Source organism: Bacillus sp. DHT2 (assembly GCF_026241455.1).
GTDB classification, from domain to species: domain Bacteria; phylum Bacillota; class Bacilli; order Bacillales; family Bacillaceae_G; genus Bacillus_A; species Bacillus_A pseudomycoides.
The window spans coordinates 1-19,981 of the sequence record NZ_JAPHWH010000008.1; the positions used below are offsets into that span (position 1 = coordinate 1).

Annotated in this window: 17 protein-coding genes, 2 rRNA genes and 1 riboswitch; of the genes, 17 read left to right on the top strand and 2 right to left on the bottom strand. The window is 37.9% G+C overall.

Translation table 11 applies throughout. From position 1 onward, the window contains the following. Together ORL93_RS18410 and rrf are read left to right on the top strand one after the other, a co-directional pair. Positions 1–96, top strand: a 23S ribosomal RNA gene (locus tag ORL93_RS18410); the annotation flags it as partial. A gap of 49 nt (positions 97–145) precedes the next feature. Next, positions 146–261 (top strand): 5S ribosomal RNA (gene rrf, locus ORL93_RS18415). A 43-nt stretch (positions 262–304) separates the two neighbouring features. Here rrf and ORL93_RS18420 read toward each other — a convergent pair. After that, positions 305–565 (bottom strand): hypothetical protein, encoded by a 261-nt coding sequence (locus ORL93_RS18420; protein WP_097795213.1) that lies wholly within the window; start codon positions 563–565, stop codon positions 305–307. A 411-nt stretch (positions 566–976) separates the two neighbouring features. Continuing rightward, positions 977–1,078: riboswitch (purine riboswitch) on the top strand. 110 nt (positions 1,079–1,188) lie between these two features. On the opposite strand from ORL93_RS18420, the gene purE reads away from it, so the two are divergent. The 12 genes from purE to purD all read left to right on the top strand — a co-directional run bounded on the left by purE (position 1,189) and on the right by purD (position 14,301). After that, positions 1,189–1,674 carry a 5-(carboxyamino)imidazole ribonucleotide mutase gene (purE, locus tag ORL93_RS18425; protein ID WP_006093209.1) on the top strand — a complete coding sequence of 162 codons (486 nt, stop codon included), beginning with the start codon at positions 1,189–1,191 and terminating at the stop codon, positions 1,672–1,674. Continuing rightward, positions 1,671–2,822, top strand: coding sequence for a 5-(carboxyamino)imidazole ribonucleotide synthase (gene purK, locus ORL93_RS18430; RefSeq protein ID WP_097795214.1), 1,152 nt, complete (start codon positions 1,671–1,673; stop codon positions 2,820–2,822). Before purE ends, purK begins: the two co-directional genes overlap by 4 nt. After that, complete coding sequence (gene purB / locus ORL93_RS18435) at positions 2,819–4,120, top strand: adenylosuccinate lyase (protein WP_018783509.1); 1,302 nt, start codon at positions 2,819–2,821, stop codon at positions 4,118–4,120. Before purK ends, purB begins: the two co-directional genes overlap by 4 nt. Before the next feature lie 89 nt (positions 4,121–4,209). Continuing rightward, positions 4,210–4,929 (top strand): phosphoribosylaminoimidazolesuccinocarboxamide synthase, encoded by a 720-nt coding sequence (gene purC, locus ORL93_RS18440; RefSeq protein ID WP_003194587.1) that lies wholly within the window; start codon positions 4,210–4,212, stop codon positions 4,927–4,929. Beyond that, entirely contained in the window at positions 4,922–5,176 is a 255-nt protein-coding gene (gene purS / locus ORL93_RS18445; protein ID WP_000278826.1) for a phosphoribosylformylglycinamidine synthase subunit PurS, read from the top strand. Before purC ends, purS begins: the two co-directional genes overlap by 8 nt. Next, the gene (gene purQ, locus ORL93_RS18450) at positions 5,173–5,856 is read left to right on the top strand and encodes a phosphoribosylformylglycinamidine synthase subunit PurQ (RefSeq protein ID WP_018766466.1); all 684 of its coding nucleotides are present in this window, start codon (positions 5,173–5,175) and stop codon (positions 5,854–5,856) included. The genes purS and purQ overlap by 4 nt, the downstream gene beginning before the upstream one ends. Further along, the gene (gene purL, locus ORL93_RS18455) at positions 5,840–8,059 is read left to right on the top strand and encodes a phosphoribosylformylglycinamidine synthase II (RefSeq protein WP_018766467.1); all 2,220 of its coding nucleotides are present in this window, start codon (positions 5,840–5,842) and stop codon (positions 8,057–8,059) included. The genes purQ and purL overlap by 17 nt, the downstream gene beginning before the upstream one ends. Beyond that, positions 8,044–9,459: an amidophosphoribosyltransferase gene (gene purF / locus ORL93_RS18460; protein ID WP_018766468.1), complete on the top strand. Its 1,416-nt coding sequence runs from the start codon at positions 8,044–8,046 to the stop codon at positions 9,457–9,459. Before purL ends, purF begins: the two co-directional genes overlap by 16 nt. A gap of 116 nt (positions 9,460–9,575) precedes the next feature. Continuing rightward, the gene (gene purM / locus ORL93_RS18465) at positions 9,576–10,616 is read left to right on the top strand and encodes a phosphoribosylformylglycinamidine cyclo-ligase (RefSeq protein ID WP_003205715.1); all 1,041 of its coding nucleotides are present in this window, start codon (positions 9,576–9,578) and stop codon (positions 10,614–10,616) included. Beyond that, entirely contained in the window at positions 10,613–11,200 is a 588-nt protein-coding gene (gene purN, locus ORL93_RS18470) for a phosphoribosylglycinamide formyltransferase (RefSeq protein WP_033795841.1), read from the top strand. The genes purM and purN overlap by 4 nt, the downstream gene beginning before the upstream one ends. Before the next feature lie 24 nt (positions 11,201–11,224). Next, on the top strand, positions 11,225–12,760 hold the full coding sequence (purH, locus tag ORL93_RS18475; RefSeq protein ID WP_003194601.1) for a bifunctional phosphoribosylaminoimidazolecarboxamide formyltransferase/IMP cyclohydrolase: 1,536 nt from the start codon (positions 11,225–11,227) through the stop codon (positions 12,758–12,760). A 275-nt stretch (positions 12,761–13,035) separates the two neighbouring features. Beyond that, positions 13,036–14,301 carry a phosphoribosylamine--glycine ligase gene (gene purD, locus ORL93_RS18480; protein WP_003194602.1) on the top strand — a complete coding sequence of 422 codons (1,266 nt, stop codon included), beginning with the start codon at positions 13,036–13,038 and terminating at the stop codon, positions 14,299–14,301. A 121-nt stretch (positions 14,302–14,422) separates the two neighbouring features. On the opposite strand, the gene ORL93_RS18485 is transcribed toward purD, so the two are convergent. After that, positions 14,423–15,829, bottom strand: coding sequence for a sigma-54 interaction domain-containing protein (locus ORL93_RS18485; protein ID WP_265959355.1), 1,407 nt, complete (start codon positions 15,827–15,829; stop codon positions 14,423–14,425). A gap of 188 nt (positions 15,830–16,017) precedes the next feature. Here ORL93_RS18485 and ORL93_RS18490 point away from each other — a divergent pair, with 188 nt between their 5' ends. From ORL93_RS18490 to gcvPB, 3 genes are read left to right on the top strand one after another with little or no spacing between them, the layout of a single operon-like run. Next, positions 16,018–16,794, top strand: coding sequence for an SDR family NAD(P)-dependent oxidoreductase (locus ORL93_RS18490; protein WP_006093195.1), 777 nt, complete (start codon positions 16,018–16,020; stop codon positions 16,792–16,794). Between the two features lie 30 nt (positions 16,795–16,824). Then, a complete protein-coding gene (gene gcvPA, locus ORL93_RS18495; protein WP_097795218.1) occupies positions 16,825–18,213 on the top strand; it encodes an aminomethyl-transferring glycine dehydrogenase subunit GcvPA in 1,389 nt (462 codons plus the stop codon). A gap of 29 nt (positions 18,214–18,242) precedes the next feature. After that, entirely contained in the window at positions 18,243–19,814 is a 1,572-nt protein-coding gene (gcvPB, locus tag ORL93_RS18500) for an aminomethyl-transferring glycine dehydrogenase subunit GcvPB (RefSeq protein WP_098909708.1), read from the top strand. Positions 19,815–19,981 lie beyond the last annotated feature (167 nt).

Consider the following 19,981-nt stretch of genomic DNA (forward strand, 5'->3'; position numbering starts at 1 on the left):
TAAGATCCCTGAAAGATGATCAGGTTGATAGGTTCGAGGTGGAAGCATGGTGACATGTGGAGCTGACGAATACTAATAGATCGAGGACTTAACCATATAATATGAAGCAAATGTTATCTAGTTTTGAAGGAATATGCCTTCATAGTTTGGTGATGATGGCAGAGAGGTCACACCCGTTCCCATACCGAACACGGAAGTTAAGCTCTCTAGCGCCGATGGTAGTTGGGACCTTGTCCCTGTGAGAGTAGGACGTCGCCAAGCAAAAACCTAAGTCGTTTCGACTTAGGTTTTTTTGTATACATTTTTATTTGCCAAATGTAGTAATCCATAAATTTAGCAATGCTAAAAAAGAAAAAAGAACAAAGAAGAGGCTGTTTAAAATAATAGCGATTTGTTTTGGTTTTCCAGGTTTTTCGAACGAACCTAGAAAAATTCCGATAATGGGACTAATTATTTCTACAAGCAGTATAGGTTTGAAGTAATGATAGTAGAAAAAGTGAGATGTTATAAAGGAAGATTCAATAATTGCACCAGTTACTGCGATGAAAAAAATAAATATGACCATATATTAAGGTTCTGCATAATTAACCCACCTATAAATTAGTGTGAACTTATAGTAATAGTATCATGAGCTTCACTTAAATATACAAAAAATGATATTACTTGAACCTTAATTTGATTACTTCTTCTTATGCTAAGGTTATACATGGTATGAATTTGAAAATAAATAACTGTTATTGTGATAAATTTAGAAAATGAAATTCAATTAAATCCTGGTTAAGGTATTTTATCGCTACACGGATAGATCTTCATATGATTGCATCTTATACGCCTATCCTAATTCCCTTTCCCACTTGCATATATTTTCACTTCTTCTTTTGAATATAACTAAAACACGAACGATATCAATAACTAATAAAAAAACATTCGATTATTTGTTGACATGGCTTATGAAATGTTGTTAATATATCCATAGAAACAATATTATATCGCACCTCATATAATCGCGGGGATATGGCCTGCAAGTCTCTACCTAACGACCGTTATTCGTTAGACTATGGGGGAAAGTCACTCGGTATTTTTCTATTCACAAGGGATACGTATGCCTGAGTAGAGCGCTTTCTCTCATAGTAAAAGAGAAACTGTTCTATTTCAGGCTTTTTTTATTTGAATCGGGGGGATTCTAATATGAAATCACTAGTTGGAATCATAATGGGAAGCACGTCAGACTGGGAAACAATGAAATATGCTTGTGACATTTTAGATGAATTACACATTCCGTATGAGAAGAAAGTTGTATCCGCTCATCGGACTCCAGATTATATGTTTGAATATGCAGAAACAGCTCGTGAACGTGGGTTAAAAGTTATTATTGCTGGAGCTGGAGGAGCCGCTCATTTACCAGGGATGGTTGCGGCGAAGACAAATCTTCCTGTAATCGGTGTTCCTGTTCAATCAAAAGCGTTAAATGGTTTAGATTCTTTACTGTCTATCGTTCAAATGCCAGGAGGGGTTCCAGTTGCGACTGTTGCGATTGGTAAGGCTGGTTCAACAAACGCAGGACTACTTGCTGCACAAATACTTGGATCATTTCATGATGACATACATGATGCATTAGAACTGAGACGAGAAGCAATTGAGAAAAATGTGCGTGAAGGTAGTGAGTTGGTATGACAAGAATCATTTTACCGGGAAAAACAATTGGCATTATTGGTGGTGGCCAGCTTGGAAGAATGATGGCGCTAGCAGCGAAGGAAATGGGTTATAAAATTGCTGTACTAGATCCGGCAAAGCATTCACCATGTGCACAAGTTGCTGATATTGAAATTGTTGCATCTTATGATGATTTGAAAGCGATTCAGCATTTAGCGGAAATAAGCGATGTTGTCACATATGAATTTGAGAATATTGATTATAGATGTTTACAATGGCTTGAAAAACATGCGTATTTACCACAAGGCAGTCAGTTATTAAACAAAACGCAAAATCGTTTTACAGAAAAGAATGCAATCGTAAAGGCTGGTTTACCAGTAGCACCATATAGACTTGTGAAGAAGCAAGATGAACTTTTAGAAGCAATTACGGAACTTTCCTTTCCTTGTGTGTTAAAAACAACAACAGGAGGATATGACGGAAAAGGGCAAGTTGTTTTAAGAAGTGAGACGGATGTTGTAAGAGCTAGGGAGCTTGCCAGTCAAGCTGAATGTATTCTTGAAAAATGGGTGCCATTTGAAAAAGAAATATCAGTTATTGTAACTCGTAGCGTAAGTGGTGAAACGAAGGTATTTCCAGTAGCTGAAAATATTCACGTTAATAACATCTTACATGAATCCATCGTACCAGCTCGTATTACAGAAGAGCTTTCACAAAAAGGAATTGAATATGCACAGGTACTAGCGGATGAACTGCAGCTTGTGGGAACACTAGCGGTAGAGATGTTTGCTACAGCAGATGATGAGATTTATATTAATGAATTAGCACCAAGACCTCACAATTCAGGACATTATACAATTGATGCATGCGAAACGAGTCAATTTGGGCAACATATTCGAGCAATCTGTAATTTACCTCTAGGAGAAACAAATTTGTTAAAACCAGTTGTCATGGTAAACATTTTAGGCGAACATATAGAAGGGGTCCTAAAGCAAGTGAATAGATTAACCGGGTGCTATTTACACTTGTATGGAAAAGAAGAAGCAAAGCTGCAGCGTAAAATGGGGCATGTAAATATTTTAAATGAAAATGTTGAAGATGCTTTAGACAAAGCGCAAGAATTGCATATTTGGGACCATCAAGAACAACTTTTGGAGGGAAAAAGATGATTAGTCGTTATACACGCCCTGAAATGGGTGCGATTTGGACGGAAGAGAACAAATTTAAAGCGTGGTTAGAAGTTGAGATTCTAGCATGTGAAGCATGGGCCGAACTTGGTGATATCCCAAAAGAAGATGTGAAAAAAATTCGTGAACATGCATCATTCGATATGGAGCGTATTTATGAGATTGAAAAAGAAACACGTCATGATGTAGTTGCTTTCACTCGTGCTGTATCAGAAACACCAGCATTAGGTGAAGAACGCAAATGGGTACATTACGGTTTAACATCTACAGACGTAGTAGATACAGCTTTATCTTATATCTTAAAACAAGCAAATGAAATTCTACTAAACGACTTAGAAAATTTCATTACTATTTTAGCTAACAAAGCAAAAGAGCATAAGTACACAATTATGATGGGAAGAACACACGGTGTTCATGCAGAACCAACAACATTTGGTTTAAAACTTGGTCTTTGGTATGAAGAAATGAAACGTAACTTAGAACGTTTCAAACAAGCAGCTGATACAGTTCGCGTTGGTAAATTGTCTGGTGCAGTTGGTACATACGCGAACATTAATCCATTCGTAGAAAAATATGTTTGTGAAAACTTAGGGTTAGAAGCAGCTCCGATTTCAACACAAACATTGCAACGTGATCGTCATGCACATTACATGTCAACACTTGCATTAATCGCAACATCTATTGAGAAAATGGCAGTCGAAATTCGTGGTTTACAAAAGAGTGAAACACGTGAAGTGGAAGAGTCATTTGCGAAAGGACAAAAAGGTTCTTCTGCAATGCCACATAAACGAAATCCAATCGGTTCTGAAAATATGACTGGTTTAGCTCGTGTTATCCGTGGTTATATGATGACATCTTACGAGAATGTTCCATTATGGCATGAACGTGATATTTCACATTCTTCTGCAGAACGTATTATCTTACCAGATGCAACAATCGCATTAAACTACATGTTAAATCGCTTTGGTAATATCGTGAAAAACTTAACGGTATTCCCAGAGAACATGAAGCGCAATATGCAAAGAACATACGGTTTAATTTACTCTCAACGCGTAATGCTTACGCTAATCGACAAAGGTATGGTACGTGAAGAAGCTTACGATATCGTACAGCCTAAAGCGATGGAAGCTTGGGAGACACAAGTACAATTTAAGGAGCTTGTAGAAGCAGATGAGCGTATTACAAGCAAATTAACACAAGAAGAAATCAACGAATGCTTTAACTACGAGCATCACTTACAACACGTTGATACAATCTTTGAACGTCTTGGATTAAACTGATAATTTTATATGGCACAGAATAGAGTCATTCTGTGCCATTCTTTATAAAAAAATTATTCATATTTTTCAAACTACAGGGGGCTTGCGAAATGCAAAAGCTAGAATTGCTGTATGAAGGTAAGGCAAAAAGAATTTATCGTACAGAAGCAGCAGATATGGTTTGGGTAGAGTACAAAGATAGTGCTACTGCTTTCAATGGGGAGAAAAAAGCGACAATTACAGGAAAAGGTCGTCTGAACAATGAGATTACAACTCTTTTATTCAGAAAGTTACAAGAAGTGGGAATTAAAACACATTTTGTTGAGAAGCTGTCAGATACAGAACAACTTGTGAAAAAAGTAAGTATTATTCCATTAGAAGTTGTCACAAGAAACGTAATTGCAGGAAGTCTTTCAAAACGATTAGGAATGGAAGAAGGAACTGTACTTGCAGCACCAATCGTAGAATTTTACTACAAAGATGATGATTTAGGAGATCCGCTTGTAACAGAAGATCATATTCGCGTATTAAACGTTGCAACGCCAGAGCAAGTAAGTACATTAAGAGAAAAAGCTCTACAAATCAATCAAGTATTGATTGAGCACTTCGCAAGCTGTCGTGTAAGATTAGTAGATTTTAAATTAGAGTTTGGTGTAACAGAAGAAGGCGAAATCGTATTAGCAGATGAAATTTCACCAGATACTTGCCGTTTATGGGATGAAGAGAGCAATGAGAAATTTGATAAAGATGTATTCCGCCGTGATTTAGGTAATTTAACAGAGGCATATGAAGAAATTTTAAAACGTTTAGGGGGAGCTTCACATGTATAAAGTTAAGGTATATGTAACATTAAGAGAGAGCGTATTAGATCCACAAGGAACAGCAGTGAAAGGTGCTCTTCACAGTCTTTCCTTTACAGAAGTACAAGATGTCCGCATTGGTAAATATATGGAGTTAACAATCGATAAATCAGTAACTGATCTGGATAGCAAGGTAAAAGAAATGTGTGAAAAACTATTAGCGAACGTTGTAATGGAAGATTTCCGTTACGAAGTTGAGGAGGTTGTCGCACAGTGAAATTTGCCGTAATCGTTTTTCCAGGTTCGAACTGTGATGTTGATATGTTTCATGCAATTAAGGATGAGCTTGGTGAAGAGGTAGACTACGTTTGGCATGATGCAGAGAATTTAGATGAGTATGATGCAATTCTTTTACCAGGTGGATTCTCTTACGGTGATTATCTTCGCTGCGGTGCCATTTCTCGCTTTGCAAATGCAATGAAGGCAGTGCAAAAAGCTGCTGAGCAAGGAAAGCCGATTTTAGGTGTATGTAATGGATTCCAAATTTTAGTTGAATCAGGATTACTACCAGGTGCATTAATGCGAAATGAAAACTTGAAGTTTATGTGTCGTACAGTTCAGTTACGTGTGGAAAATAATGAAACAATGTTTACGTCGCAATATAAACAGGGTGAAGTAATCGATATTCCAATCGCACATGGCGAAGGAAATTACTACTGCGATGAAGCAACTCTTAAAGAATTAGAAGAAAAGAACCAAATTGCATTCCGTTATGTAGACAATCCAAACGGAAGCGTTTCAGATATTGCAGGTATTGTAAATGAAAAAGGAAATGTACTTGGCATGATGCCACATCCAGAGCGTGCTGTGAGTGAATTGCTTGGCGGCGCTGAAGGTTTAAAAGTCTTTCAATCTATTTTGAAACATTGGAGGGAAACATATGTCGTTAATGCTTGAACCAAATCCAACACAAATTAAAGAAGAACGTATATATGCGGAAATGGGGCTAACAGACGAAGAGTTTGCCATGGTTGAAAAGATTTTAGGTCGTTTGCCGAACTACACAGAAACAGGTCTTTTCTCTGTTATGTGGTCAGAGCACTGTAGTTATAAAAACTCAAAACCAGTTCTTCGTAAGTTTCCAACAACAGGAGAGCGTGTACTACAAGGACCTGGAGAAGGTGCAGGGATTGTAGATATCGGTGATAACCAAGCGGTTGTATTTAAAATGGAAAGTCATAATCACCCTTCAGCAATTGAGCCATATCAAGGCGCGGCAACGGGTGTTGGTGGTATTATTCGCGATGTATTCTCTATGGGAGCACGTCCAGTAGCATTATTAAACTCACTTCGCTTCGGTGAACTACAATCACCACGCGTAAAATATTTATTTGAAGAAGTAGTTGCAGGGATTGCAGGATACGGTAACTGCATCGGTATTCCAACTGTGGGCGGAGAAGTACAGTTTGATCCATGTTATGAAGGCAACCCGCTTGTAAATGCAATGTGCGTTGGTTTAATTAATCATGAAGATATTAAAAAAGGGCAAGCGCACGGTGCTGGTAATACGGTTATGTACGTAGGTGCTTCAACAGGACGTGACGGTATTCACGGTGCAACTTTCGCATCGGAAGAACTATCTGAGAGTTCAGAAGCAAAACGTCCAGCAGTACAAGTAGGCGATCCATTTATGGAGAAACTTCTTATTGAAGCATGCCTAGAGCTGATCCAATCTGATGCTCTTGTCGGAATTCAAGATATGGGAGCTGCCGGTTTAACATCATCTTCTGCAGAAATGGCAAGTAAAGCAGGAATGGGTATTGAAATGTACTTAGACGATGTACCACAACGTGAAACAGGTATGACACCATATGAAATGATGTTATCTGAATCACAAGAACGTATGTTGATTGTGGTGAAAAAAGGTAGAGAACAAGAAATTGTAGATTTATTTGAAAAGTACGGACTTGCGGCAGTTACGATGGGGAAAGTAACTGAAGATAAAATGCTTCGATTATTCCATAAAGGTGAAATGGTAGCGGAAGTTCCAGCAGATGCATTAGCAGAAGAAGCACCAATTTATCATAAGCCTTCAAAAGAAGCAGCGTACTTTAAAGAGTTCCAAGAAATGAAGATGGAAACACCAAAAGTAGATAACTATAAAGAGACATTACTAGCTCTATTACAACAACCAACGATTGCAAGTAAAGAGTGGGTATATGATCAGTACGATTATCAAGTGCGCACAAGCACAGTTGTTACACCAGGATCAGATGCGGCAGTTGTACGTGTACGTGGTACAGAGAAAGCATTAGCAATGACAACAGACTGTAACTCTCGCTACATTTACTTAGATCCTGAAATGGGCGGTAAAATTGCAGTAGCAGAAGCTGCACGTAATATCGTATGTTCTGGTGGAGAACCACTTGCAATTACAGATTGCTTGAACTTTGGTAACCCAGAAAAACCAGAGATTTTCTGGCAAATTGAGAAGTCAGTAGATGGTATGAGTGAAGCTTGTCGCACATTACAAACTCCAGTTATCGGCGGAAACGTATCAATGTACAATGAACGTAGCGGTGAAGCTGTATATCCAACACCGACTGTTGGTATGGTAGGTCTTGTTCATGACTTAAAACATGTAACAACACAAGAGTTTAAGCAAGCTGGCGATCTTATTTATGTAATTGGTGAAACGAAAGCTGAGTTTGGTGGAAGTGAATTGCAAAAGATGGTATACGGTAAAATCTTTGGTCAGTCACCAAGCATCGATTTAGAAGTAGAATTAAAACGCCAAAAACAATTACTAGAAGCTATTCAAGCGGGACTTGTTCAATCTGCACATGACGTTGCAGAAGGAGGATTAGCAGTTGCGATTGCTGAAAGTGCAATTGGTGCGAAACACTTAGGTGCTACTGTGAAATTAGATGGGGAAGCAACAGCGGCATTATTCTCGGAATCACAATCACGCTTTGTCGTAACAGTAAAACGTGAACAACAAGAAGCGTTTGAGAAATCAGTAGAAGCAATTCAAGTTGGAGAAGTCACAAATACAAATGAAGTAACAATTCATAATGAAGAAAATGAAGTATTACTTATAGCAAATGTTGATGAAATGAGAAAGGCTTGGAAAGGGGCAATCCCATGCTTGCTGAAATAAAGGGGTTAAATGAAGAATGTGGCGTTTTCGGAATTTGGGGGCATGAAAATGCAGCACAAGTTACGTACTACGGATTGCATAGTTTGCAGCACCGTGGGCAAGAAGGCGCGGGCATTGTTGTCAATAATGGGGAGAAAATTGTTGGCCATAAGGGGTTAGGTTTAGTATCAGAAGTGTTTTCAAGAGGTGAGCTAGAAGGCTTAAATGGAAAATCAGCAATTGGACACGTGCGCTATGCGACAGCAGGCGGAAGTGAAGTAGCAAATGTGCAACCATTACTATTCCGTTTCTCTGATCATAGTATGGCGTTAGCTCACAACGGAAATTTAATTAACGCAAAAATGCTTCGCCGTGAATTAGAGGCAGAAGGAAGTATTTTTCAAACAAGTTCAGATACAGAAGTACTGCTTCATTTAATTAAACGTAATACAAAAGGTTCACTAATCGAGAGCGTAAAAGATGCATTGAACAAAGTAAAAGGCGCATTTGCGTATCTTTTACTAACAGGAAACGAAATGATTGTTGCACTAGATCCGAATGGATTCCGACCACTTTCAATTGGGAAAATGGGGGATGCGTATGTCGTAGCATCTGAAACATGTGCTTTTGATGTAGTTGGTGCAACATACATTCGTGATGTAGAACCTGGAGAACTACTTATCATTAATGACGAGGGTATTCAAGTAGATCGTTTTACAAACGAAGTAGATCATGCAATTTGTAGTATGGAATACATTTACTTTGCTCGTCCAGATTCTAATATTGCTGGCATTAACGTTCATGCAGCACGTAAAAATATGGGAAAACGTTTAGCGATGGAAGCTCCAATTGAAGCAGATGTTGTAACAGGTGTTCCAGACTCTAGTATTTCGGCAGCGATCGGTTATGCAGAAGCAACAGGAATTCCATACGAATTAGGATTAATTAAAAATCGTTACGTTGGTCGTACCTTTATCCAACCTTCTCAAGAATTGCGTGAGCAAGGGGTAAAAATGAAGCTTTCAGCAGTACGAGGCGTGGTTGAAGGAAAGCGTGTTGTAATGATTGACGATTCCATTGTACGAGGAACAACAAGTAAACGTATTGTGCGCATGCTTCGTGAGGCAGGAGCGACAGAAGTACATGTGAGAATTGCTTCTCCGCCACTTAAGTATCCATGTTTCTATGGAATTGATATTCAAACGAGAAAAGAATTAATTGCAGCAAATAACTCTGTAGAAGAAATACGTCAAATCATCGGTGCAGATTCTTTAACATTTTTAAGTGAAGATGGCTTAGTAGATGCAATTGGACGTCCATATGAAGGGAAATACGGCGGCTTATGTATGGCTTACTTTAATGGAGATTATCCAACAGCTCTTTATGATTATGAGCAAGAGCTTTTAGAAAGTATGAAATAAAAAGGCGAGAAGCTTCTACTTCATTTTAAGTAGAAGCTAGCTTTTTCCTAAAACATACTCTATAAAGAGAGTGCCCGCTTGGGTGGGAGAAATTAAAAGACGAGGTGTAAAAAACGATGGCGAATGCATATAAGCAAGCAGGAGTAGATATTGAAGCTGGATATGAAGCGGTGTCTCGCATGAAAAAACACGTACAAACAACAATGAGAAAAGAAGTACTAGGCGGTCTTGGCGGTTTTGGAGGTATGTTTGATCTATCAAAATTTGCATTAGAAGAACCTGTATTAGTATCTGGAACAGACGGCGTGGGTACAAAATTAATGCTCGCTTTTATGATGGATAAACATGACACAATTGGTATTGATGCAGTAGCGATGTGTGTAAATGATATTGTTGTCCAAGGGGCAGAACCGCTTTTCTTCCTTGATTACATTGCTTGCGGTAAAGCAGAACCTAGTAAAATTGAAAACATCGTCAAAGGTATATCAGAAGGTTGTCGCCAAGCGGGTTGTGCATTAATTGGTGGAGAGACAGCTGAGATGCCAGGTATGTATTCCACTGAAGAGTATGACTTAGCTGGTTTTACTGTTGGAATTGTTGATAAAAAGAAAATTGTAACAGGTCAGTCTATTGAAGCTGGTCATGTATTAATTGGTTTAGCATCTAGTGGTATTCATAGTAACGGGTATTCTTTAGTACGAAAAGTGTTATTGGAAGACGGACAGCTATCTTTAGATCGTATACAGGGTCGCTTAGAACTACCTCTTGGTGAAGAACTATTAAAACCAACGAAAATTTATGTCAAACCTATTTTAGAACTATTGAAAAAGTATGAAGTGTATGGCATGGCACATATTACAGGTGGCGGCTTTATTGAAAATATTCCACGTATGTTGCCGGAAGGAATCGGTGCAGAAATTGAACTAGGTTCTTGGCAAATTCAACCGATTTTTAGCTTGCTTCAAGAGGTCGGAAAATTAGAAGAAAAAGAAATGTTCAATATTTTTAACATGGGTATTGGTATGGTAGTTGCAGTAAAAGAAGAAGATGCAAAAGCTGTTGTTCAACTTCTTGCAGAACAAGGAGAAAAAGCACATATTATTGGACGTACTGTAAAAGGATCAGGTGTTACTTTTAATGGAGGCGCAGAACTATGAGTAGATTGGCAGTCTTTGCCTCTGGAAGCGGCTCTAACTTCCAAGCACTAATTAATGCAGTGGAAGAAAAAAGATTACATGCTGAAATTAGTTTGCTAGTATGTGATCAACCTGAGGCACGTGTTATCGGACGAGCGCATTATCATCATGTTCCATGCTTTGCTTTTTCAGCGAAAGAATATGAATCAAAAGAAGCATTTGAAAATGAGATATTAAAAAAACTGCGAGAATACGAGATTGATTGTGTTATTTTGGCAGGATATATGCGTCTTATCGGGTCAACATTATTAGAAGCCTATGGTGGGAAAATCATTAACATTCATCCATCATTATTACCGAGTTTTCCAGGGAAAGATGCTGTTGGTCAAGCATTAGAAGCGGGTGTGAAAGTAACTGGTGTGACAATTCATTATGTAGATGCAGGGATGGATACAGGACCAATTATCGCACAAGAAGCAGTAACAGTTTCTGAAACGGATACGAGAGAGAGTTTACAAAAGAAAATTCAGCAAGTTGAACATAGATTGTACGTAGATACGGTGAACGAAATCGTTCAATTTATAGAAGAGCCAACTGTTAAATAACATTCAACTAGGGGTGAAGGATAAATGAAAAAGCGTGCATTAGTAAGTGTTTCGAATAAAACAGGGGTTGTAGAATTTGTTAAAGGATTACTTGAACAAGGGATTGAAGTTATTTCAACAGGCGGAACGAAAAGATTATTAGAAGAAAACGGCTTACAAGTCATCGGGATTTCTGAAGTAACAGGTTTCCCAGAAATTATGGACGGACGTGTAAAAACATTACATCCAAACATCCATGGTGGTTTACTTGCAGTACGTGATAATGAAACGCATGTGGCGCAGATGAATGAATTAGGCATTCAGCCAATCGACTTTGTTGTTGTAAACTTATACCCATTTAAAGAAACAGTTGCTAAACCTGATGTGACATTTGCTGATGCAATTGAAAATATTGATATCGGTGGTCCAACAATGATTCGTTCAGCTGCGAAAAATCATAAATTTGTATCAGTAATCGTTGATCCAACAGATTATGATGTTGTACTAGCTGAGTTAAAAGAAAACGGTGAAGTTACAGACGAAACAAAACGTAAATTAGCAGCAAAAGTATTCCGCCATACAGCGGCATATGATGCATTAATTTCAAACTATTTAACTGAACAAATGGGAGAAGAAAGTCCAGAAACATTAACGGTAACATTCGAGAAAAACCAAGATTTACGTTACGGAGAAAACCCACATCAAAAAGCAACATTCTATAAAGCACCATTTGCAGCAACTTCTTCTGTTGCATATGCAGAGCAGTTACATGGAAAAGAGCTATCTTACAACAATATCAATGACGCAGATGCAGCGCTTAGCATCGTGAAAGAATTTACAGAACCAGCAGTGGTAGCAGTAAAACATATGAATCCATGCGGAGTTGGTGTTGGTACTGATATTCATGAAGCATATACACGTGCTTACGAAGCAGATCCAGTATCAATCTTTGGCGGCATTATTGCAGCGAATCGTGAAATTGATAAAGCTACAGCAGAGAAATTACATGAAATTTTCTTAGAAATTATTATTGCACCTTCCTTCTCAGAGGAAGCATTAGAAGTGTTGCAAAGTAAGAAAAACTTACGTCTTTTAACTGTAAATATTGAAAAAGCAGTAAATGCAAGTAAAAAATTAACTTCTGTACAAGGTGGTCTTCTTGTTCAAGAAGAAGATACACTAGCGCTAGATGAAGATGCAATTACAGTTCCAACAAAACGTGAACCAACAGAGCAAGAATGGGCCGATTTAAAACTAGCTTGGAAAGTTGTCAAACACGTAAAATCAAATGCAATTGTTTTAGCAAAAGATAATATGACAATTGGAGTTGGAGCTGGACAAATGAACCGCGTTGGCTCAGCGAAAATTGCTATTACACAAGCTGCTGATAAAGCACAAGGTAGTGCGCTTGCATCTGATGCATTTTTCCCAATGCCAGATACAGTAGAAGAGGCTGCCAAAGCAGGGATTACAGCAATCATTCAACCAGGCGGATCGATTCGTGATGAAGATTCTATTAAAAAAGCTGATGAGTTTGGCATTACTATGGTGTTCACTGGCGTACGTCATTTCAAACATTAATAGGGGAAGTTTAAAAAGTCCAGTCAAGATAACCTTCGCATTTCTTCGTTGCATTGCCAGTCCGGTACTCATGTAGTATAAGCTACACTCCGTGTCCTCCTGGCAGCTGCGCCTCGAACTGCTCGGTTCTCTTGATCCTCCTTTTTAAACTTATATTGTTAGAAGAAGTTCAAAAAGTCCGGCCAAGATAACCTTCTTTTTGAACATGAACGAATAGAAACAAACTAGGGGCATTGCTCCTGGTTTGTACTTATTTGAATATTGGAGGATGACATATGAATGTTTTAGTAATTGGCCGCGGTGGACGTGAGCATGCTTTAGCTTGGAAGTTTGCACAGTCTGAGCAAGTGGAAAAGGTATATGTAGCACCAGGAAATGAAGGTATGAGAGACGTGGCAACGCCAGTTGCTATTGATGAAAATGATTTTGATGCACTTGTTCTGTTTGCGAAAGAGAACAATATAGGTTTAACATTCGTCGGTCCCGAAATTCCGCTTATGAATGGGATTGTCGATCGTTTTGAGGCAGAAGGACTTCGTGTTTTTGGTCCGAATAAAGCAGCGGCTGTGATTGAGGGCAGTAAAGCTTTTACAAAAGAATTGATGAAAAAGTACGATATTCCAACAGCAGCATATGAAACGTTCACGAACTATGAGGAAGCAGTAGCGTATATTCGAAAAATTGGTGCACCAATTGTTATTAAAGCGGACGGTTTAGCAGCTGGTAAAGGTGTAACAGTGGCAATGACGTTAGAAGAGGCATTACAAGCTGTAAAAGAAATGCTGCAAGATGTGAAATTTGGTGAAGCAAGTAAAAAGGTTGTTATTGAAGAGTTTTTAGATGGACAGGAATTCTCTTTAATGGCATTCGTAAATGGAACAACTGTTTATCCAATGGTAATTGCACAAGATCATAAACGCGCTTTTGATGGTGATAAAGGACCGAATACAGGAGGAATGGGTGCATATTCTCCAGTACCACAAATTCCAGAATCAGCGGTTGAAGTAGCGATTGAAACGGTTTTACATCCAACCGCTCAAGCGATGATCAAAGAAGGCCGTTCATTTACAGGCATTTTATATGCAGGTCTTATTTTAACAAACGAAGGCCCAAAAGTAATTGAGTTTAATGCTCGTTTTGGAGATCCGGAAACAGAAGTTGTACTGCCTCGTTTAGACAATGATTTAGTTGATGTATGTAATAGCGTTTTAGATGGAGAAAAATTAGTACTTAAATGGTCTGAAGAAGCGGTTATTGGTGTAGTACTTGCTTCAAAAGGATATCCTGAAGTATATGAAAAAGGCGCTATTATTCGCGGATTAGATACATTAGAAGATGCAATTGTTTTTCATGCAGGTACAGCTATGAAGCGTGGAGATTTCGTAACAAACGGTGGTCGTGTACTATTTGTTGCTTGTAAAGCAAAAGACTTACAAGAAGCGAAAGATAAAGTATATAAAGAAATCGCGAAAATTAAGAGTGATGGGTTATTTTATCGAAATGATATAGGATACCGCGCAATTGCAAAGGTAGATTGCTAGAAGCTAACATGTTTTATGTTAGCTTCTTTTTTTGTTTAGTATTTACTTTCGTTCAAAACATAAAAAGTGGTTTGCTTTATTTTGTATGCAGAAAGCAAGTCCTAATAATTAAAGTAGTATATTATCTAGTTGATCCTGAAATCCCAAGCTTCTCCATCTTCCTGTATAATGTTCGAACACTAATTCCTAAATCAGCAGCAGCCTGTTTTTTTCCTTCATAATCATATCCATAATAATGAAGCTTTTTAATAATACTCTCTTTTTCGGCCTCTTTTAATGTACTGCATTCTTTTGAAGGTGACTGTGGTTGAGTTATATTATGTTGTAGGAATCCCGGTAAGGATGATTGGGTTAATTGGCTACTCTTTTCCATATTCATACTGTATTCTAAAATGTTCTCTAGTTCACGAATGTTCCCAGGCCAGTGATATTGCTTTAACTTTTCTAAAAAATCATCTGTATAAGTTTGAATGAATTTTCCTGTTCTTGTTTGTAATTTTTCAATTAAGAAGGGAACTAGTTTTTTTAAGTCTTCTTTTCTTTCTCTTAATGGTGGTAAATGGATAGGAATAACATTTAGTCTGTAGTAAAGATCGGAACGGAATTGTTTAGATTCCATCAATTTTTCTAATGATTGATTAGATGCAGCGATAATCCGGATATTCACTTTTTTAGGAAGTGTTCCACCAATTCTTTGTACAACACCATCTTGCAGTACTTTCAATAGTTTTGGTTGTAAATGGAGAGGGAGATCGGCAATTTCATCTAAAAATAGTGTTCCTCGATTGGCCATTTCAAAGTAACCTGGTTTTCCTTTTTTCCTTGCTCCCGTAAATGCACCTTCCTCATAGCCAAAGAGTTCACTTTCGAATAAAGATTCAGGAATACTAGCACAATTTATTTCAATGAAATCTCCTCTTTGGAACATGCTCTGTTCATGAATAAGTTTTGCCATTAAGCTTTTTCCCGTCCCTGTTTCTCCAGTAATAACAATAGAGGAAGTACTACTTTTCATATTTTTTAAGATTTCTTTTATGTTTTGCAATGTATGGCTGTTCCCAAGGATATATTCAGTTTGTTTTAATTTCGTGCCCATTGTGGGAGTGGAATAATTGGTTTCATGAATGATAGCAGTAATAATCCCTTTTAATTTTTCCATCCAATAGATAAATTCTTTTTGCTGGTCGATTAACTTCTGTTGTTTATTTTTTGAAAAACTAACGAATGAAAGATAACCGTAGTGGCGTTCATTTTGAATCATGTTTTGTATAATTTCTGCAGTTGATGGACAGCTCTTTTGAAAGTGACAACCATGACACATATTCATATGTCCTGGCTTATGTACAAAGGTAATGGGATGCTCGTATAGTTTTTGGAAAAATGGGAGGTAGACACGTTCTCCTTTTTTCTTTTTATATTCTTCCGTTGAAGAAACTAATAGCCCTTCATGGTTGAAATAGGCGATTTCTATTTGTAAGAGTTCGGAAAAGGTATGAATAATTTTTGTGATTGCTGTGATTGTAGACAATTTAGAACCTCCTTTCTATTATATAACTATTGTATGATAATTCTGAAAAATGAAAAAGTGTCAAACGTTTGTCAAAAATGTCAAACAATCGTATTAAGATTGCTTGCTATGATAAGGATTTTCTATGCAATAACATTGGCATGATTTTTGCTTAATAAAAAGTAGATGTAAATAAAGGAGGCTTTTTTATGGAAAGAGATTATTTTCAATTAAAGGATAAAGTGGCGGTTGTAACTGGGGCGGCATCAGGAATTGGGTATGCGACTGCAACAATTTTTGCTGAAGTAGGGGCTGCCGTTATTCTTTTAGATATTGATGAAGAAAAGGGTATGCAAGCTGCACAGAGTTTACGAGATGAGGGACAGCGAGTAGAGTTTTTGAAGTGCGATGTAACAAGTGAATTAGATTGTAAGAATGTTAGCGAACATATTAGGCAGGTATATGGAAGTGTAGATGTGTTGTTTAACAATGCGGGAATTATTAGAAGAAAAACAGTTGTTGAATTAGAGGAAAGGGAGTGGGATTCAGTTATTAATGTTTCATTAAAAGGTGTATACCTATTATCTAAATATATCATTCCAATTATGGCTGAAAAGCAAGGTGGGAGTATTATCAATACAGGTTCCGGATGGGGGCTAAAAGGAGGCGATAAAGCAGCTGCTTATTGTGCTGCAAAGGCCGGTGTTGTGAACTTAACGAAGGCGATGGCAATTGATCATGGTCCGCAAAATATTCGAGTGAATTGTATATGTCCTGGTGATACAGATACACAGTTACTACGTGACGAGGCGAAGCAATTAAATGTGGAAGAGGGAACATTTTTGAAAGAGTCAGCAACAGATCGACCTCTATCAAGAATTGGTACGCCTCGTGATATCGCAAAAGGTGTTTTATTTTTAGCTAGCGATTTGTCATCTTGGGTGACAGGAACGGAACTTGTTGTTGATGGTGGAGGTTTAGCATAATTGAAAGAATTTTAATAAGGGGGTATTAAGATGACGAAAAAGGTACATCCTTACATTCCAAATATGGTACCTGAAGTAAAGGAAGAGATGTTAAAAGAAATAGGCGCTGAATCAGTGATGGAATTATACGCTTGTATACCGGATGAACTAAAGTTGAAAGAGGAAATGAACATACCAAAGGCGCTTACAGAATACGAGTTGCGTCGCCACATTGAAGGGATATTGTGTAAGAACACGAGTACAAGTGAATATCTAAATTTTCTAGGAGCAGGTTGCTGGCAGCATTTTGTACCAGCAGTTTGCGATGAAGTGAATCAAAGATCGGAATTTCTGACGGCATATGCCGGTGAACCTTACGAGGATCATGGTAGATTCCAAGCGTTATTTGAATATCAAAGTCTAGTAGCTGAACTTGTTGATATGGATGTTGTAAATGTACCGACGTTTGATTGGGGGCAAGCAGCAGCTACAGCGATTCGAATGGCTGCTCGTATTACAAAAAGAACAGAGGTATTAGTAGCGCAAACCGTATCACCTGAAAGAATGAAAATTATTCAAAATTATGGCTCCCCAGATCTTGAATTTGTTTTTGTTAGTTATGATGCTGAGAATGGTCTTCTAGATTTAGAAGATTTAAAGAATAAGATTTCTTCTAATGTGGCAGCCATTTATTTTGAAAATCCTTCCTATTTAGGGTTTATTGAATCACAAGGTATGGAAATTGCGGAAATTGCGAAGCAGAATGATGCACTAGTAGTAGTTGGTGTTGATCCAATTTCACTTGGAGTGTTGGCGCCGCCAAGTCACTATCAAGCGGATATTGTTTGTGGTGATTTGCAGCCACTTGGTATGCACATGAACTATAGTGGAGGACAAGCGGGATTTATTGCTACAAGGGATGAAGAAAAGTTTATTAATGAATATCCTTCACGTCTATTTGGAATTGTGCCAACAGTAAAAGAAGGGGAGTATGGCTTTGGCGATGTGGCTTATGATCGGACATCTTTTGCCCTTCGTGAAAAAGGAAGAGAATCAGTTGGTACACAAACTGCGTTATGGGGAATTACAGCTGGGGTTTATTTATCGTTACTTGGACCGAATGGCATGTATGAATTAGGTCAAACTATTATGCAAAATAGTCAATATGCAGTAAAACAATTGAACAAAATCCCTGGGGTGAGAGGTTCAAGATTAAGTTCTCCATTTTTTAAAGAGTTTCTTGTCGATTTTAATGAGACGGGTTTATCAGTTGAAACCATAAATAAGAAATTACTAGAAAAACAGGTATTTGGAGGAAAGGATATTTCGAAAGAGTTTCCTATATTTGGTCAATGCGCTTTATATTGCGTTACAGAAGTCCATACGAAGGAAGATTTGGATCAGTTAATTGCCGCCCTTCAAGAAATTGTGACGAATTAAAATAAATGAACAGAAAGGAGAATGAACTCATGAAGAAAATTAAAAGGGATAGTAAAGTTCGTGACTTTCATCAAGCAAAATGGAATGAACCAATTATTTTTGAACTTCATCAGCGAGGAGAAAGAGGAGTAGAAGTTCCGACAGCGGATCAAACGATTGTGCAGGAAGTTGGAGATGGAGTTTCAAAGATTCCTCATTCTATGTATAGAAAAGAAAGAGCGAGGCTTCCAGAAATCGGTCAGGCGCGTGTGTTAAGGCATTATGTGAGACTTTCACAAGAGACGTTAGGATCCGATTTTAACGTTGAAATTGGGCAAGGGACTTGTACGATGAAATATATCCCAAAAATTAATGAATTATTAGTACGAAATCCTAAAATAATGGAACTGCATCCTCTTCAAGATGAAAGTACGGTCCAAGGAATGCTAGAGATTATATATAAATTGGATCTTTGTATGAGAGAAATATCTGGTATGGATCATTTTTCATTTCAGCCAAGTGGTGGTACGCAAGCATTATTTGCTATGGCTTCTATTGTAAGAAAATATCATGAATCTCGCGGAGAAGGAGAAAAACGGAACGAAATTATTACAACCATTTTTTCTCATCCTTCACAAGCGGCTACAGCAGCTGTTAAAGGCTTTAAAATCATTACGCTTCATCCCGATAAAGATGGATTTCCTGATCTTGAAAAGTTAAAAGCTGTTGTTTCAGAAAGAACAGCAGGATTTGTTGTAGCGAATCCTGAAGATACAGGGATTTTTAATTCGAGGATTAAAGAGTTTACGAGGGTTGTTCATGAAGCGGGTGGGATTTGTTACTACGATCAAGCAAATGCAAATGGCCTTCTTGGGGTTACTCGGGCGAAAGAAGCAGGATTTGATATGTGTTTCTTTAATCTTCACAAAACATTTGCAGCTCCGCATATGTGTGGCGGACCAGCAACAGGTGCACTTGGAGTGAGCAAAGAGCTAAAAGAATATTTACCTGGACCAATTGTGGAATGCGATGAAGGAAAATATTATTTAAACAATGATCTGAAACATTCCATTGGAAAAGTGCGCGCTTTTCATGGGGTAGCACAAACAATTCTCAGGTCTTATGCATGGATTCGTGCCCTTGGTCCAGAAGGATTAAAAGAAGTGGCGAAAACAGCTGTATTAAATAACAATTATATGTATCACAAAGTACAAAAGATTCGTGGTGCCAGTGCTCCATATGTAAAAGGACAGCGCCTTGAGCAAGTTCGCTATAGCTGGGAAGAGCTGAAAAATGAAACAGGTATTACAACAGAGGATGTCCAAAGAAGAATGACGGATTTCGGCTTACACTATTGGACGAGTCACCATCCATATATCGTACCCCAGCCGTTCACGCTTGAGCCGACTGAGAGCTATTCTAAGACTGACTTAGATGAGTATATAGCAGCCCTTGAACAAATTTCTAAGGAAGCCTATGAAAATCCCAAAGTCATTCAAAACGCTCCGCAAAATAGTACGATTCACAAATTAGATGAACAGGATTTTCTCGATAATCCGAAAAAATGGTGTATTACATGGAGAGCGTATCAGAAGAAGGTGCAGTTACTAGAATTGATTTGAAGAAAATGGGAAGGCAATCAGAATTGTTTTTGATTGCCTTTCGTTCTATAACATTGTAATTCTATTATTATAGGTTAAATAGTCAGAATGTTCAGAATAAAAAAGAGGGGACATTGTATATTTTGAAACGAATCACTTGATTTTGCATAGAGTGAATCGGTTATTTT

Coding starts and splice junctions, on each gene's coding strand:
- purE (WP_006093209.1), top strand. CDS start 1,189: ATGAAATCACTAGTTGGAATCATAATGGGAAGCACGTCAGACTGGGAA.
- purF (WP_018766468.1), top strand. CDS start 8,044: ATGCTTGCTGAAATAAAGGGGTTAAATGAAGAATGTGGCGTTTTCGGA.
- purK (WP_097795214.1), top strand. CDS start 1,671: ATGACAAGAATCATTTTACCGGGAAAAACAATTGGCATTATTGGTGGT.
- purN (WP_033795841.1), top strand. CDS start 10,613: ATGAGTAGATTGGCAGTCTTTGCCTCTGGAAGCGGCTCTAACTTCCAA.
- purB (WP_018783509.1), top strand. CDS start 2,819: ATGATTAGTCGTTATACACGCCCTGAAATGGGTGCGATTTGGACGGAA.
- purS (WP_000278826.1), top strand. CDS start 4,922: ATGTATAAAGTTAAGGTATATGTAACATTAAGAGAGAGCGTATTAGAT.
- purD (WP_003194602.1), top strand. CDS start 13,036: ATGAATGTTTTAGTAATTGGCCGCGGTGGACGTGAGCATGCTTTAGCT.
- ORL93_RS18420 (WP_097795213.1), bottom strand. CDS start 565: ATGGTCATATTTATTTTTTTCATCGCAGTAACTGGTGCAATTATTGAA.
- gcvPB (WP_098909708.1), top strand. CDS start 18,243: ATGAAGAAAATTAAAAGGGATAGTAAAGTTCGTGACTTTCATCAAGCA.
- ORL93_RS18490 (WP_006093195.1), top strand. CDS start 16,018: ATGGAAAGAGATTATTTTCAATTAAAGGATAAAGTGGCGGTTGTAACT.
- purC (WP_003194587.1), top strand. CDS start 4,210: ATGCAAAAGCTAGAATTGCTGTATGAAGGTAAGGCAAAAAGAATTTAT.
- gcvPA (WP_097795218.1), top strand. CDS start 16,825: ATGACGAAAAAGGTACATCCTTACATTCCAAATATGGTACCTGAAGTA.
- purL (WP_018766467.1), top strand. CDS start 5,840: ATGTCGTTAATGCTTGAACCAAATCCAACACAAATTAAAGAAGAACGT.
- purH (WP_003194601.1), top strand. CDS start 11,225: ATGAAAAAGCGTGCATTAGTAAGTGTTTCGAATAAAACAGGGGTTGTA.
- purM (WP_003205715.1), top strand. CDS start 9,576: ATGGCGAATGCATATAAGCAAGCAGGAGTAGATATTGAAGCTGGATAT.